At 39.1% G+C, this 15,772-nt stretch carries 11 protein-coding genes; 6 read left to right on the top strand and 5 right to left on the bottom strand.

Annotation, left to right across the window (positions count from 1 at the left end):
• Window positions 1-152: 152 nt before the first annotated feature.
• The 4 genes from AC04QZ_RS23430 to AC04QZ_RS23415 all read right to left on the bottom strand — a co-directional run bounded on the left by AC04QZ_RS23430 (window position 153) and on the right by AC04QZ_RS23415 (window position 4,130).
• Window positions 153-2,054 (bottom strand): DEAD/DEAH box helicase, encoded by a 1,902-nt coding sequence (locus tag AC04QZ_RS23430; protein WP_086547534.1) that lies wholly within the window; start codon window positions 2,052-2,054, stop codon window positions 153-155.
• A 375-nt stretch (window positions 2,055-2,429) separates the two neighbouring features.
• On the bottom strand, window positions 2,430-2,963 hold the full coding sequence (locus tag AC04QZ_RS23425; RefSeq protein WP_478359680.1) for a hypothetical protein: 534 nt from the start codon (window positions 2,961-2,963) through the stop codon (window positions 2,430-2,432).
• Between the two features lie 100 nt (window positions 2,964-3,063).
• On the bottom strand, window positions 3,064-3,531 hold the full coding sequence (locus AC04QZ_RS23420; protein ID WP_478359679.1) for a DUF4293 domain-containing protein: 468 nt from the start codon (window positions 3,529-3,531) through the stop codon (window positions 3,064-3,066).
• Between the two features lie 80 nt (window positions 3,532-3,611).
• The gene (locus AC04QZ_RS23415) at window positions 3,612-4,130 is read right to left on the bottom strand and encodes a hypothetical protein (RefSeq protein ID WP_478359678.1); all 519 of its coding nucleotides are present in this window, start codon (window positions 4,128-4,130) and stop codon (window positions 3,612-3,614) included.
• Window positions 4,131-4,353: 223 nt separating this feature from the next.
• On the opposite strand from AC04QZ_RS23415, the gene AC04QZ_RS23410 reads away from it, so the two are divergent.
• From AC04QZ_RS23410 to rlmF, 6 genes are all read left to right on the top strand, one after another.
• On the top strand, window positions 4,354-6,843 hold the full coding sequence (locus AC04QZ_RS23410) for a prolyl oligopeptidase family serine peptidase (protein WP_478359677.1): 2,490 nt from the start codon (window positions 4,354-4,356) through the stop codon (window positions 6,841-6,843).
• 71 nt (window positions 6,844-6,914) lie between these two features.
• The gene (gene truA / locus AC04QZ_RS23405; RefSeq protein ID WP_478359676.1) at window positions 6,915-7,667 is read left to right on the top strand and encodes a tRNA pseudouridine(38-40) synthase TruA; all 753 of its coding nucleotides are present in this window, start codon (window positions 6,915-6,917) and stop codon (window positions 7,665-7,667) included.
• A 244-nt stretch (window positions 7,668-7,911) separates the two neighbouring features.
• A complete protein-coding gene (locus tag AC04QZ_RS23400) occupies window positions 7,912-9,681 on the top strand; it encodes an ABC transporter ATP-binding protein (protein WP_478359675.1) in 1,770 nt (589 codons plus the stop codon).
• Window positions 9,682-9,738: 57 nt separating this feature from the next.
• Window positions 9,739-10,764: an isoaspartyl peptidase/L-asparaginase family protein gene (locus AC04QZ_RS23395; protein WP_478359674.1), complete on the top strand. Its 1,026-nt coding sequence runs from the start codon at window positions 9,739-9,741 to the stop codon at window positions 10,762-10,764.
• Window positions 10,765-10,849: 85 nt separating this feature from the next.
• The gene (gene dctA, locus AC04QZ_RS23390) at window positions 10,850-12,136 is read left to right on the top strand and encodes a C4-dicarboxylate transporter DctA (protein WP_478359673.1); all 1,287 of its coding nucleotides are present in this window, start codon (window positions 10,850-10,852) and stop codon (window positions 12,134-12,136) included.
• Between the two features lie 220 nt (window positions 12,137-12,356).
• Window positions 12,357-13,373 carry a 23S rRNA (adenine(1618)-N(6))-methyltransferase RlmF gene (rlmF, locus tag AC04QZ_RS23385; RefSeq protein WP_478359672.1) on the top strand — a complete coding sequence of 339 codons (1,017 nt, stop codon included), beginning with the start codon at window positions 12,357-12,359 and terminating at the stop codon, window positions 13,371-13,373.
• Window positions 13,374-13,441: 68 nt separating this feature from the next.
• Here the strand turns inward: rlmF and AC04QZ_RS23380 are convergent, their stop codons facing one another.
• Window positions 13,442-15,700, bottom strand: coding sequence for a DUF6263 family protein (locus AC04QZ_RS23380; protein ID WP_478359671.1), 2,259 nt, complete (start codon window positions 15,698-15,700; stop codon window positions 13,442-13,444).
• Between the last annotated feature and the right edge of the window lie 72 nt (window positions 15,701-15,772).

Here is a 15,772-nt window from a genome sequence, read left to right as displayed (position 1 = left end):
CGAAAAACACTATCTGTTAGTGTCTGGCGGCGAGATAAACAAATACGCCAATCTTTTATCAATTATTGAATTAAATAAATATAACATATTTAAAAACAAAAAAAAGCCGCCCCGAAAAATCGGGACGGCTGTAAAATATTTGGTTTAGTGATTTACCATTTTTTTCTGCGTTCACCGCCTTCACGGTTTCCGCCTTCTCTGCGTGGACCTCCGGTGTTACCACCTTTGTCGTCACGGCTACGTCCAGAGAAATCTCTGAAACCGCCACCGCTGTTTCCGCCTTCGCGTCTTCCGCTACCACCGCCAGAACTTCTTCTGTCGCCTCCGCCACGGTAACCACCGCCACCGCCGCTTCTGCGTTCTCCGCCGAAACCACCGCTACGTCTTTCACCGCCACCGCGTCTTTCGCCAGCACCTTCACCACGACCACCGTCTCCGCTTTTCTCGATACGTACCTGACGTCCGTTAAACTCAACAGATTTAAAGCCTTCAAAAACTTTGTCAGCTACATCGTCTTCTACTTCAAAGAAAGAGAAAACACCTTTTAGATCGATTTTACCAACGCTTTTGCCACCAATTTTACCGTTGTTACAGATAAATGATAACATATCGCCGCGGGTAAACTCATCTACAGAACCTAAGTTGATGAACAAACGGGTGTAACCTTCGCTACCACGTCCACGTCCACCTCTTTCGCCTCTGTCCGCACCACGATCATCGCCAACTGCAGCGTTTAAATCAGGCGCTTTAGAATAGTAATCTAAGAAACGGTTAAACTCTAAAGATGCAAAACGTTTAATTACATCTTCTTTGCTTAAATCAGCAAATTCATCCATAATACGAGGGATGTACTGATCAATCTGTTCGTTGTTAACTTCTACGTTATGTACTTTGTGTACTAAAGAGAATAATTGTTTTTCACAAACGTCAAATCCTGTAGGTAGCTCAGCTTTGGTAAATTGTTTACCAATAATGCGCTCTAACTGGCGGATTTTGCCTAATTCTTTAGAGTTGATGATACAGATCGAAATACCTGTTTTACCAGCACGACCAGTACGGCCAGAACGGTGGGTATAACTTTCAATTTCGTCAGGTAAAGAATAGTTTACTACGTGTGTTACATTATTTACATCGATACCACGTGCGGCAACATCAGTAGCAATTAACAACTGCATGTTACGCTCACGGAAACGTTGCATTACTTTATCACGTTGTTGTTGCGATAAATCGCCGTGTAAAGCATCAGCATTGTAACCATCTTTAATTAAGTGCTCGGCAACATCCTGTGTATCCAATTTGGTTTTACAAAATACTACGGCAAAAATTTCAGGGTTAAAATCTACAATACGTTTTAAGGCAGCATATTTATCACGAGCACGAACAATGTAATATTCGTGTTCGATGTTTACGTTACCTGTATTTTTTGTGCCCATGGTTAATTCAACAGGGTTATCCATGTAGTTTTTAGCTATACGGCGAACTTCTGCAGGCATGGTAGCCGAGAATAACCAGGTTTTTTTGTCATCAGGAGTAGTTGATAAAATGTCGTTAATGTCGTCCTGGAAACCCATGTTCAACATCTCGTCAGCTTCATCAAGCACAACATATTTAACGTTAGTGAAGTCAATGGCTTTACGGCCAATGATATCCAACATACGGCCGGGCGTGGCCACTACGATCTGAACGCCTTGGCGTATTTCGCGTAGTTGTTGCATAATGTTCGCGCCACCGTAAACGGCAACAACGTGGGCATTAGCAACGTTTTTAGAAAAGTTTTTAAGGTCGTTAGCGATTTGCAAGCATAACTCACGGGTAGGGCATAAAATCAATGCCTGTGGTTTATTAACTTTAAAATCGATTAGTTCTAACAGCGGCAAACCAAATGCGGCTGTTTTTCCTGTTCCTGTTTGGGCCAAACCAACAAAATCATTAGTGCCTTCTAACAGTACAGGAATACTTTGCTCCTGAATAGGTGTTGGAGTTTCAAATCCAAGATCCTTTACGGCATTAACGACGTCATCACTTATCCCCAATAATTGAAATGGGTTTGTCATTCGTCTTTTTATTTTTAATTGAGCCGCAAAGGTACGGTTAATATTCCGTATTTCACAGATAATCAAGTAAATAGTTTTTTAGGCTAAATATTTGAAAATAAGGAAGTAACAGTGGATGTAAGATGGATGATGGAAAAGGTGGGATGGGGCTGGTTTAAGTTGAGGTCGTGATTGTAATAGAGACAGTTGCTTTTTATTTGGAAAGCGGCTGCAGTGGGGCTTAGGTTGCATCAGTCCCGTTTTCCGTTTCAATCTTTTTAAACCTTTCAGGTTTCAAAAGGATTTTCACTCCAACCGGGTTTAGTTGGCAGGGCTGGAGGTAAAAATTTGAGTTTACCACATCAGTACCATCAAACGGTTTTATTTAGATGGTCTTTAACGAGCCATAATGAGTGCAGTTTCTAAATATGCGAGCGTATCCTGAGCACTCAGTTTGGTCACAACGTCATCGGCAATATCGTTAAATGCAATTCCCGATTGTTTTGAGGTGGTTCCGCGTTTTAGCAAAAATACCGTTCTTGAAAATGAAAATTGATCATAATTTCCCCGGGCAACCCTTACTTCCTGTGTAATGTAGTTGTATCCATTCTGAGTTGGAATAGGACTTATTGGTGCGCGGTATTTAAAAATCTGGTCCACGAGCTGATTATTGGTTAACACGGTTTTTGGCGAGTAGAACAGTATTAAATCGCCGTCTTTTATTACCGTATAATTTACATTTCCGTCAATTGTTGCTGCATCGCTAGCTGAAAAAAACAGACTGCTTCCATCTGCAACGTAATGATCTGGTATAATAAAGCTACTTTCGTTTTTAATAAATTGCTTAATAATGTTTTGGTCTTTTATTTCGCCGTTTGCTGTAAATAAACGTGTATCCGATTTTTTAACCAGATTTTCGGTTTGCAGCATTAACGGGAAATTTATCTCTGCTTTGCTTCCGCCTTTTTTGCACGAAAAACAGAGACAAATAATAAGAACAGCAAATGTATTTCTGTAAGCCATAAGCAAGTTATCTTAACCTTTCAGCCGAACGGATTAACCTTTCGTCTTTATTAATGCCGAAAATAGCCAGTACAATAAATAAAATAGCTAATGCAGGCAAATAAGCGCCAACACCGAAACTGGCACCTTCAATACCACCTGGCAGTTTTTTGGCATAAACACTGCACCAAAAGGCAAAACCACCAATTAATACAATTGATATAATCGCAATGCGTTTCTGAAAACTTCTTCTTTTGTAGTTAAAGATATTCATTAAACAAATAAATGCAACAGCGATATTGGTAATGATTAAAGGTAAAAAAGATTGGGTTTTAAGACCTACACCAGCTTTAATGGTTAAAGTTTGATATAAGCCGGTAGTGTATACCGCTGATGTTGTTCCGGCACTATTTTTAGTTGCAATGGGTAAAAACAACATTAAAACCAAGGTTAATGCTGCTAAAAAAAGCCAGATCGATTGTATTCTTTGTATCATGTTGGTTTAATAATTTAAAAGCAAACTTAGATAAAATTGCTTTTGCTTGCAATTTAACTAAACTCATAATTGTGAATACATCATTTTTTGCTTGGCTGTAATGCCATGAAATGGGGATCACCGTAATAGAATTTGTAAGATCCGTCAGGATACAATATTAACGATGTTCCGCAAGTAATTTTCTTTGTAAATATATTTTTTCTGAGGTAACCACCATCCGTGATAATTTTGTTATTCCAGAGTACAAGTTTGTTAAAGCTTTTGCCACTCTCCTTAATTTGATATACAGAAGTACCTGGGTGTGCATTCTTATACTTCGAAATAAAATCGTTTGTAGAAATGATAATTTTAGCAATATAGTTATCCGTCTGCTGATCAAGGGCATCCCAGCAGCTTTCGTGATTGAAATCGTATTTAATGAACACCGTGTCTTTTACGGGTTTGTTGGATATCGCAGATAAATAATCCCTTATGCTATCAACCTTTCCTGATGAAAATCGGTCGTCTTGTTTTCCCTTTTTCGAAACTGATTTAGAGCCTGCGCAGGCAGCAATAATAAAAGGAAAGATGAGTAAAATAATAGTGTTTTTAATTTTCATGGCGCGTTTTAGATGCTGAGAGGTTATAAAAATATAATTTTTTGTAGCTATTTGATGTTTTTAACGTAAAATATATTGAGTTCCAATTTGTCTCACTACTTAACAAGAGTAAAAAAGTAATTTTTAGATCGCCTTGAGTAAAAAAGGTATTACATCTAACAGTTCTACAGTGGCAGTCTTTTAAATCGATTAACTTTGATCAACCAGACTAATAAAACGATTTATGCTAAAAAACTTACTTTTTCTAATGTTCTTACTTGCTGCAGCAAATACCTTTGCACAAGATACCCTTAAATTTGAAAAAGCATTAACGGTAGCCAGCGGAACCCGCTATGGCCGTGAAGCCACTTATACCGATTTGCTGGCCTGGCAAATGGCTAATGGAAAATTAGAAAAGCCAACCGAAAACGGAGCATTTTCAGCAGGTAAAGATGGACAAAAAGTATTGTGGAAAGCCATTAAAGCAGATGCCAACGGGCGTTTTAGTGCATTCTCGAGGAGATCTTTTCAAACAACAAATAATCCTTTCCTCAATCCAGGCAGTATAGATAGAGGTTCTGATTATATCTACATAACTTATACCTCTCCTAAAGAACAAACCGCCATTTTGAATGTAATCGGCGGTAATAGTTTGTTTTTCAATGGTACACCACACATGGGCGACCCTTATGCGTCGGGTTACATGAATATTCCGGTTCAATTAAAAAAAGGGGTAAACGAACTTTTTGTAAGAGGTGCCAGCATCTTGCCCATGATTATTATTAACGCTAAAAAGTTACTCCTCCACACAGATGATGTGACTTTGCCCAGCATCGTGCTCAATCAGGCAAATGGTGTGCTAAAGGGGGCATTAACGGTAAGTAATTCTTCTTTAAAAGATTTTAACGATTTGCATATCAAAACCGTTTTAAATGGCAAACAGCAGGAAATAGCCATTTCGCGCATTGCAAAACTGAGCATGCGGAAGGTAATTTTTGAATTAGATGCAAGCGCCATAACCACACCAGGTAATTATAATCTCGAAATACAACTGTTGCAGAACAAAACAAGTGTTGATCAGAAGACGATTGTAATTGAAGCTTTGGCCAATTCATCAACCCATAAACAGACTTTTATCAGCAAAATTGATGGCAGCTTGCAGTATTTCGCGGTTACCCCGCAACTTAATGGCTGGAAACCAAATTCAGCATTATTTCTATCGGTACATGGTGCTGGTGTAGAAGCCATTGGTCAGGCAAAAGCTTATAAATCTAAAGATTGGGGAACAGTAGTGGCGGCCACTAACCGCAGGCCACGTGGTTTTAATTGGGAAGACTGGGGTCGCCAGGACGCTTTAGAAGTGTTGGCATTGGCTAAAGATCAGTTTAAACCAAGTGATAAACAGATTTACCTCACGGGTCATTCTATGGGTGGGCACGGCACCTGGTTTTTAGGGGCCACTTATCCCGATAAATGGGCGGCTATTGCACCTGCTGCAGGTTATGCTTCGCTAAAAGATTATGGTTCTGCCGATGGTAAAATTCCGGATAGCAGTAAAAATATAGTGGAAAGAATGCTGTTAAGGGCGGGTAATCAAAGCGATGTTCCAAAACTGGCCACTAATTATACCCCATTAGGTGTTTATATTTTGCATGGCGATGCCGATAAGGTCGTTCCTGTTAGTTACGCCAGACAAATGAAGAAATTGCTTTCAGGCTTCCATGCCGATTTTAGTTATTACGAATATCCCGGAGGTGAACACTGGTTTGGCGATCAAAGTGTAGATTGGCCACCTATTTTTAATTTTTTTAAGTGGCATACTATTGCTACCGATTCGGCGGTAAACCGCATTGATTTTACAACATCAAGTCCGGGGATTTCGGCTACTTATCGCTGGGCCACTATTTATCAGCAAACGCAACCTTTACAATATAGCCGCATCATGTTAACGCGCGACAGGAAGTTATCAAGCATTGTGGGTAAAACCGAAAATGTTGCCCTTTTAAAATTGGCTTTAACCGATTTTGGTGCAAAAACACCTATAAAAATTACTTTAGATAGCTTAACGGTGATTAATTATACCACACAAAGTGTTAATGATACCCTGTTTTTAGAGAAAAATAACGAGGCATGGCAAATTATTACCAAAATTGATAAAAGAGATAAAAACCCGTTACGATACGGCACTTTTAAAGAAGCATTTAATCATAAAATGGTTTTTGTAGTGGGCACAAAAGGTAGTGCCGAAGCCAATCAGGCTAATTTAAATAAAGCCAAATACGATGCTGAAAGTTGGTATTACCGTGGTAACGGCGCAATTGATATCATCATGGATAAAGAATTTTCGGCATCAAAATACCAGGGGCGTAATATTATTTTGTACGGAAATTCCGAAAATAATACAGCCTGGAAAACATTACTGAAAGATTGCCCGATACAGATAAGCAATTCGCAAATAACCACAGGACAAGGCAGCTGGAAAGGAGATGATTTAGCGGCATATTACATTTGGCCACAACAGGATAATAAATTATTGATCGGGGTAGTGGCCAGCACCGGAGTAACCGGCATGAAAGCTGCTTATGCCAACCAGTATTTTGCAGGCGGCAGCGGTTTCCCTGATTTTATGATATTTTCGTCTGAGTTACCTAAAGAAGGAAGTAAAGGCATTAAGCTGGCTGGTTTTTACAATAATAAATGGCAGTTTGACGAAAAAAATACCGCTAAACCTTAGTGAGGGCTGTTACGAATAAATGTGAAGCGCTTTCCTCCTAAATAAAAGGAAAAAAGTATTTTTGCATCGCTTTGAGTAAAAAAAGGTATTTCATCCAACTGGCTTATGATGGCAGCTTATACCATGGCTGGCAAACACAACCTAATGCAATTACCGTTCAGGAATTGTTAGATAAGGCTATGTCTGTTTTTTTTAGGCAAGCTATCGAAACATTGGGCTGCGGCAGAACGGATGCCGGCGTACATGCCACTGATTTTTATGCGCATTTTGATGTGGAAGGTGTAGAAGAGGCAAAAGTTTTAAACGCAGTAACGGGCATCAATGCCATGTTGCCCTATCAAATTGCTGCAAAAAAAATAATACCCGTGCATGATGATGCGCATGCCCGCTTTGATGCAACTGCCCGTGCTTATAAATATTATGTACACTTCGAAAAAAATCCTTTTAAACTTAACCGATCTTGGTTGGTTAAAGATCAACTGGATGTAGAAGCGATGAATGGCGCTGCAGCATTGTTATTAAATTATACTGATTTTTCGTGCTTCAGTAAGTCAAATACGCAAACCTTTACCAATAACTGTAAAGTAACCAAAGCCGTTTTCGAAGAACAGGAAGATGGACTGGTTTTTACCATTCAGGCCGATCGCTTTTTACGGAACATGGTAAGGGCTATAATGGGTACCCTGGTGCAGATTGGTAAAAAGGAAATAAATTTAACGGATTTTAAAGCAATAATAGAAAGTAAAAACCGCAGTAACGCCGGACAATCGGTGCCAGCCTGCGGTTTGTACTTAGTGAAGATAGAATACCCTTATATAAGGTAGAAGGTTAAAGGTGTAAGGTAAAAGGTTTGGCGACCGCTTTACAAGATAAACTTTTCCTTTATTGAAATTTGTGTAAGATACGTAGGACCTTAACCCCAAAACCTTATATAAGGTAGAAGGGTTTAAGTTGGAAGGTGCAGCAACCGCCATAAAAAAAGTGAATTACAACAAAAAGATAGTATAATTTAAAATTTTAAAACAGTGTAAGGCTTTATACCCTAAACCTTACACCCTAAACCCTAAAATGGCAGTTACAGGCGACGTATACAACACCGGATTACTGAAACGTATTTTTCAATACGTAAAGCCTTATCGTGCTGTTTTTGTATGGTCGGTTATTTTAACCATTCTGCTCGCGGCCATTTCTCCCGTACGTCCGTTTTTAATTAAGTATACGCTCGATCATTATATTTTAGCCGGGAATTATTCCGGGCTGGTCAACATGACCATGTTGATGGTCTTTATGTTGATTTTACAGACCCTGATCCAATATAACCATACGCTTTTAACCAATACCCTGGGACAATCGGTTATCCGCGACCTTCGGATCAATGTTTTTAACCATATTACCAAACTCCGCCTTAAATTTTTCGATAAAACACCCATCGGACAATTAATAACCAGAACAGTTTCAGACCTGGAAACCATTGCTGATATCTTTTCGGAAGGTTTAATCTCCATGATTGGCGATAGTTTGCAGGTGGTGGTAATTGTGTGTGTAATGTTGTACACCGATTGGCAATTGAGTTTGGTGGTGCTTTTACCCATTCCTTTGTTGATTATGGCTACCCGGAAATTTCAGCAAGCGATTAAAGTGGCCTTTCAGGAAATCAGGAATGAGGTTTCTAACCTGAATACCTTTTTACAGGAACACATTACAGGTGTTTCTATCGTTCAATACTTTGCGAGAGAGAAACAGGAGTACAGAAAGTTCTACGCGATTAATAAACGTTATCGCGATGCCAATATTCGTTCTAACTGGTATTATTCTATCTTTTTTCCGGTAGTAGAGTTAATTTCGGCCATGTCGCTGGGCTTATTGGTATGGTATGGCGCAAAAAGCATTCTTTCCAAACCCCTGAATGTAACACCCGGAACCATCACCCAGTTTATCATGTACCTGGGTATGGTATTTACACCAATCCGCCAGCTGGCAGATAAGTTTAACACCCTGCAGATGGGTATGGTTGGTGCCGAACGTGTTTTTAAAGTTTTAGATACTGATGAGACCACATCAAATGAGGGAACACAAAGGCCTGCAAAATTAGAAGGAAATATTAAATTCGAAAAGGTATGGTTTGCCTACAATGATGAAAATTATGTGCTGAAAGACCTCAGCTTTGAAGTAAAAGCTGGCGAAACCGTGGCTTTGGTTGGTGCAACCGGGGCAGGAAAATCATCTACCATCAATATCCTGAACCGCTTTTATGAAGTGAAAAAAGGGGATATTACGGTTGATGGTATCCGCATCGAAGATTTTGACCTCGATTACCTGAGAAGTCACATTGCTACCGTGCTGCAGGATGTTTTCTTATTTTCAGACACCATTTTAAACAATATCACCCTTAATAATCCCGAAATTACGATAGCAGAAGTGGTTAATGCGGCCAAAAAAGTAGGTGCACACGATTTTATCGAGCGTTTACCTGGTGCTTATCAGTACAATGTGATGGAAAGAGGCGCTACGCTTTCAGCAGGACAGGCGCAGTTAATTTCGTTTATCCGTGCGCTGGTGCACAATCCGGCTATTTTGGTTTTAGATGAAGCTACCTCATCAGTTGATACCGAAACCGAATTACTGATCCAGAAAGCCATTGATAATTTAATGGAAGGCCGAACCTCGATCGTAATTGCTCACCGCTTATCCACCATTCAAAAGGCTGATCAGATTATTGTGCTCGATAAAGGGGAGATTAAAGAAAAAGGAACGCATCAGCAGTTGTTAAAACTAAATGGTTACTATAAAAAGCTTTACGATCTGCAATTCTCGTCCAAAGGGATAGCTAAAGTTTAAACACATTTATTCCCGAGGATTTTCTTAATTTAACAGCTTCTTAAACCCCATAGGAAGATGAAACGGTTAAAATTACTTGCCTTATTCTTGTTTTCAGCTTTAACCCTGCAAGTTTCTGCTCAACAGAAAAAATATGTTATGGTTATTCACGGCGGTGCCGGCACCATTCTCAAAAAGAATATGACTGCCGAAAAGGAGGCCGCCTATATTGCTGTTTTAACACAAGCCTTGCAGGCAGGTTATGCCGAAATTAAAGCAGGAAAAAGCAGTATGGATGCGGTAGAAGCCACGATTCATGTGATGGAAAACGATCCTCACTTTAATGCGGGGAAAGGGGCCGTTTTTACGCATGATGGCAGAAACGAACTTGATGCGGCAATAATGGATGGTAAAACTTTAATGGCAGGATCGGTTGCCGGTGTAACCACCATTAAAAATCCAATTTCTGCAGCAAGGGCTGTGATGGAAAAATCGGAACACGTGATGATGGTGGGTGCGGGTGCTGAGCAGTTTGCTAAAGAAGTAGGACTGGAAATCGTAGATCCAAAATACTTCTGGACTAAAGAGCGCTGGGATGGTTTGCAAAAAGCCATTAAAGAAGATTCAACAAAAGCAGTACTCGATCATGGAAACAAGAAATCGGAATTATTGGGAAGCAAAAATCACGATTATAAATTTGGTACGGTGGGTTGTGTGGCCTTAGATCAAGCGGGCAACTTAGCTGCAGGAACCTCAACCGGTGGTATGACCAACAAAAAATATGGACGGGTGGGCGATGCGCCTATTATTGGTGCCGGTACCTATTGCAATAACGAAACAGCTGGTATTTCCTGTACCGGTTGGGGCGAATTTTACATCCGCAATGTAGTGGCCAAAACCATCTCCGATTTAATGGAATACAAGGGTTTATCAGTTGCCGAAGCTTCTAAAACAGCTTTAGATAAAGTAGGAAAAATGGGGGGCGATGGTGGCTTAATTGCTTTAGATAAAAAAGGTAATGTAGCACTGCCTTTTAATACCGAAGGAATGTACAGGGGTACCATAACAGCTGACGGTAAAATTGAAGTCAGTATTTATAAATAACGAAATCGCTTTTAAAGTCGGGTTTTAAGCTATTGTGCCACTAAATAGAAAAATACGCATATCTTTCCTTACTCACACCAGGTAAATGACAGTTACAGAATTTATAAAGAAAGTATTTTCCAATTTAACCTTTCAGGTTTTATTGGCCATCATCATTGGAATCTACGTTGGTGCTTACTTTCCTGGTTTTGCACCCACCGCTAAATTAATCAGTCAGGGTTTTATTAACCTGATTAGCATGTTAATTGCACCAATTATTTTCTTTACCATCGTTTTAGGTATTGCACATATGGGCGATATGAAAAAGGTGGGCAGGGTAGGTGGTAAGGCATTGTTATATTTCGAAATTGTGAGCACAGTAGCCATTGCAATTGGTTTATTGGTAGCCAATGTTTTAAAGCCAGGTGCCGGAATGATTGCTAAGGCTGGCGATGCAACCAAAATTGCAGGTTATGCCGAGCAGGCAAAAGACATGAATTGGGCCGAGTTCTTTCTGCATATTATTCCGCATAATATCATAGCCTCATTTGCCGAAGGCAATATTTTGCAGATTTTATTGTTTGCCATTCTTTTTGGTTATGGGCTGAATAAACTGGGTGGCGAAGGTACCGCAGTTTTGAATGCCTTTGATAAAATATCGAAGGTGTTATTTAAAATTATGAAGCTGATTATGCGTTTAGCACCAATTGGTGCTTTCGGCGGAATGGCTTTCAGCATTGGTACTCATGGTCTGGAAAGTATAGTGGGCATGGCCAAACTTATGGGTTCGGTTTATTTAACCTGCTTCCTGTTTATCTTTGTGATTTTAAACGGAATTTGCCGTTACTATAACTTTAGCCTCTGGGCTTACCTGAAGTATATTCGTCAGGAAATTTTAATTGTATTAGGTACCTCTTCATCAGAATCTGCCTTGCCGAGTATGATGCAGAAAATGGAAGCCATCGGTTGCGATAAATCGGTTGTTGGTTTGGTTATTCCTACGGGTTATTCATTCAACCTGGATGGAACGGCAATTTATCTGGCCATGGCCGTTATATTTCTCTGCCAGGTTTTTCATGTCGATTTAACACATGGACAGCAGATCACCGTTTTAGGCGTGCTCATGGTTACTTCAAAAGGTGCTGCAGGGGTAACTGGTAGTGGTTTTATTGTTTTGGTATCAACCTTAACGGCCTTAAAAATTATGCCGATTGAACATATTTCGATATTAATCGGTGTAGATCGTTTTATGAGCGAAGCCAGAGCGATAACCAACGTAATTGGAAACGGTGTGGCTACCATCGTAATTGCTAAAAGTGAAAAGCAGTTTGATGAGCAGAAGTATTTAAAAGCTATTCAACCCGCAATGATAGAAAAAGCAGAAGAAGTGTAGTTTGGAGCTATCAGTTGTGAGTTTTCAGTTCTGGGTGCAGATAATTTAGCCAAAGAAGCACAGAAATCACGGAAAATTTCTTGTATTTATGTCATAGTAAATCTTTGTTTTTATAGCACATGCAAAAGCCTTCTACCCTCAGCCTTCACACCTTCAACCTTTTTTATGTACCTTTGCAGCAGAAACATGCACACAGCTTGTTTAATTAATCCATAGCACATTGGCTCAAGAAGAACAAAATAACCGCAAAGAAAAAAGCGAGTTACACCCACGCAACAAACACCGTTCGCGTTACAATTTCAAACAACTTACAGCAACCTCAAAAGAATTAAAACGTTTCGTTTTTAAAAACGAACATAATGACGATTCTATCGATTTTGCAGATCAAAGTGCCGTTAAAGCACTTAACAGAGCGTTGTTGAAGTATTTTTATAACATTTCGCAATGGGATATCCCTGCCGATTTTCTTTGTCCGCCAATTCCCGGCCGGGCCGATTATATCCACTATGTTGCTGATCTTTTGGGGTCGAGCAATAAAGGTAAAAACCCTAAAGGAGCCAATATTAATGTATTGGATATTGGTGTAGGGGCCAACTGTATTTACCCCATTATCGGTCACCAGGAATATGGCTGGAGTTTCGTAGGTTCTGAGATCGATCCACTTTCAGTTGATTCGGCAAAACGTATTATTGAAGCCAACAAACCCTTACAGGGGGCAGTAGAAATCCGTCAGCAATCTTCAAAAATGGGCATTTTCAGAGGTGTTGTAGGCGGTAAAGAAAGGTTCGATGCCGTGGTTTGTAATCCACCGTTTCATGCTTCTTTAAAAGAAGCCGAGCAAGGTACCCGTCAGAAATGGCGTAACCTGGGTGGTAACGAAAAAGAAGTAAAACACGTATTAAATTTTGGGGGTAACAAGGCCGAGCTTTGGTGCCCGGGTGGTGAGCGTGTTTTTGTAGAACAAATGATTATCCAGAGCGAGCAGATCAAAAATCAGGTGTTATGGTTTACTTCATTGGTATCAAAAAGTGCCAATTTAAAAAGTATCTATAGCGCATTGGTGAAAGCAAATGCTTTCGAGGTAACCACCGTTCAAATGAGCCAGGGACAAAAAATCAGCCGTTTCGTTGCATGGACCTTCCATGATGAAGCTGCCCAGGCCGAGTGGGTAAAAGCCTGGAAAACGGAACCAAAACCTAAAGCAGATAGTCCTAAGACTGAGACCAAAAGCCTTTAGTCTGAAATATACATGATCAGAAAGCCGTTCCGATTTTACATCAGAACGGCTTTTTGCATTATTCTTTTTTAATCCGAAATAGCCTGGAAAGATTTTAAAATGTCCAGCCAATCTTTTCCAAATTCGATGTTGATCATTTTACCACTTGGAGAGATTAAAATTTTTGAAGGATAACCATCAATTTTATAATTCCTTTGTACAATGTCGTCTGATATGGCTACCGGAATAGAAAATTTGTTTTCTTTAAGATAACCTGCAACCGCTATTTGTGAGTCATGGCAGGCAATACTCAAAAAATTAACATTGCCATGTTTGCCTGTTTTCGACTCCTCATAGAACTTATTTACCTTTGGCATTTCTTCTCTACATGGACCGCACCAGGTGCCCCAGAAATCGAGTACCGTCCACTTATTTTTAAACGATTCGGAACGGTATGAAATGCTATCACCATATTTTAACGAGAACTCCGGTGCTTTTTGCCAATGCTCAACTACATCTTTTACAAAAAAATCCTTAAAACTTTTTTCTGCAAATCTTTTAGTAAAAAGGCTTTGCATGGTTGTTAAATTATCTGGGTTGGTATTAATATCTTCCTTAAGTAAGCTTAAAAACTGATCATCATCTTTACTGACCAATATCTTGTTTAAGTAATCTTCCCGGTAACTTTCCTTCGATTTTAGAAACACACGGTCATAGAAGCTATCATGCGACTTTTCTTTCGTGCTTTTTGGCGAAAATTGAGCTGCCAGAGCAAGGTATTTCATCGCATTAATACTGTCTTTTTTGGCTTCTCGCTGGTATTTTAAAAAATAGGCATAAGCCAATAGGTTTTGCTGGGCAAAACGTGTATTATTTAAAGTATCTATTGTTGCTTTGTATAATTTTTGTGTAGTACCCGCAAGCAAAAGCTCAGCTTCGGTCTTTTTGCCCTTATTAAATAACATTTTGCAGATAAGCAGTGCGTATCTGCCTGCATTACCTTCTTTAACATCCAGGGTACCTATGTTTTTTGCTGTTTGCAGCAGCAGTGGGATATTATTGGGGTTTTTCTTAGCCAATGTCCATAAGTATAATGGAGCAATGTTTTTATTGTATATCTTTTTGTCCTGTTGAAACAGTGTTAAAAGCTCATAGCTGTTTTTTTCTACTTTATCCCTTCCTTCAAACTGAGATGAGATGATGAATTTCTGGGCAAGGGAGTTCTGTATCCAGCCTCTAAATGAATTTGGATTTGATTTATAAAGGTACTGGCATAATTCGTAAGCTTCGGTCGCATTACCACGATCTATAACCTCCTGCAATTTATTGTGAAGATGTGAACCTTCATTTTTAATGTATTCGTTCGGTGCTTTTAACAATAAGCCATCATAGATTTTATAATTCCCCAATTGCTGAATAATTCCTAATTTTTGAACAGTATAATACTGATCATTGGCAAACATTTTATCGTAAGTTTTAAAAGCCGTTACTGCTTTAATAGAGTCATATTCATTACCCGTCTTTCTTAGGCTACTACTCCAATAACTCAATTTTACAGCCATATTAATCCAGGCCGTATCTATCTTTTTGTTACTGATTATATTACTGATATTAATGAAATGATTTATTTTAAAAACTTCTCCAGCATCATTGATGGAAGTATTGTGCTGGTAGTTTCTGATCAATCCAGATGGATATTCGAGCTGATAAGTTGCTTTTACCTGATAATTTCTGCTTTCCGTGTTAACTGCACTGACGTAATAAACGTTATCTTTAATTTTATCAACAGTGTAGGTGAGGTTTCCACTGCCATCAGGCCACTTTGCAGATGCTTTTAAAGGTAAGTCAGGGAACTGAAAAAATAATTCCTGTATCTTTTTATTTAACGATTTACAGCCTTCGTTTACAAAAGAACTAGAAAATTCTTTTTTTATCTCCCATTTTTCGAAAGCTAGTTCCAGGGCTTCTTTAGCTCCTTTAATACTGATTACTTTTCCTTTTGGGCTTACTTGCACCACTAGGGGTTTGTTTAATAATGCCAGCGTAATTAAGCCATCGTTGGAATTCAAATTGGCATTCCTGATGCTGTCTGTATGAAGTATTGTTTTGAAAATTTGACCTCCCTTAATCACTGCCCCTGAGATTTTAAATTCAAATAAATTATCTTCTCCTTCTTTTTTATCTAACGAATGGAAGCTATAAGAGAATCGCTCAAATTCTTTTTTTTGTGCATCAATGCGCTGCTCGTTTACATATTCGAAAACTTTATTTGCAGGCATTTTAAATTGTTGTGCATAAGATATTACCCAGGTGCTAAAACTGCAAAAGAACAGAAATGCTTTTTTCATGTGATGTTGAGTTTACGTTGTTAGATTATTGTTGTTGATGAAAATTAAGTAAAATATTCATCAAAAATTAGA

The organism is Pedobacter folensis, assembly GCF_056490665.1.
This window is presented reverse-complemented; position numbering and strand designations above follow the sequence as displayed.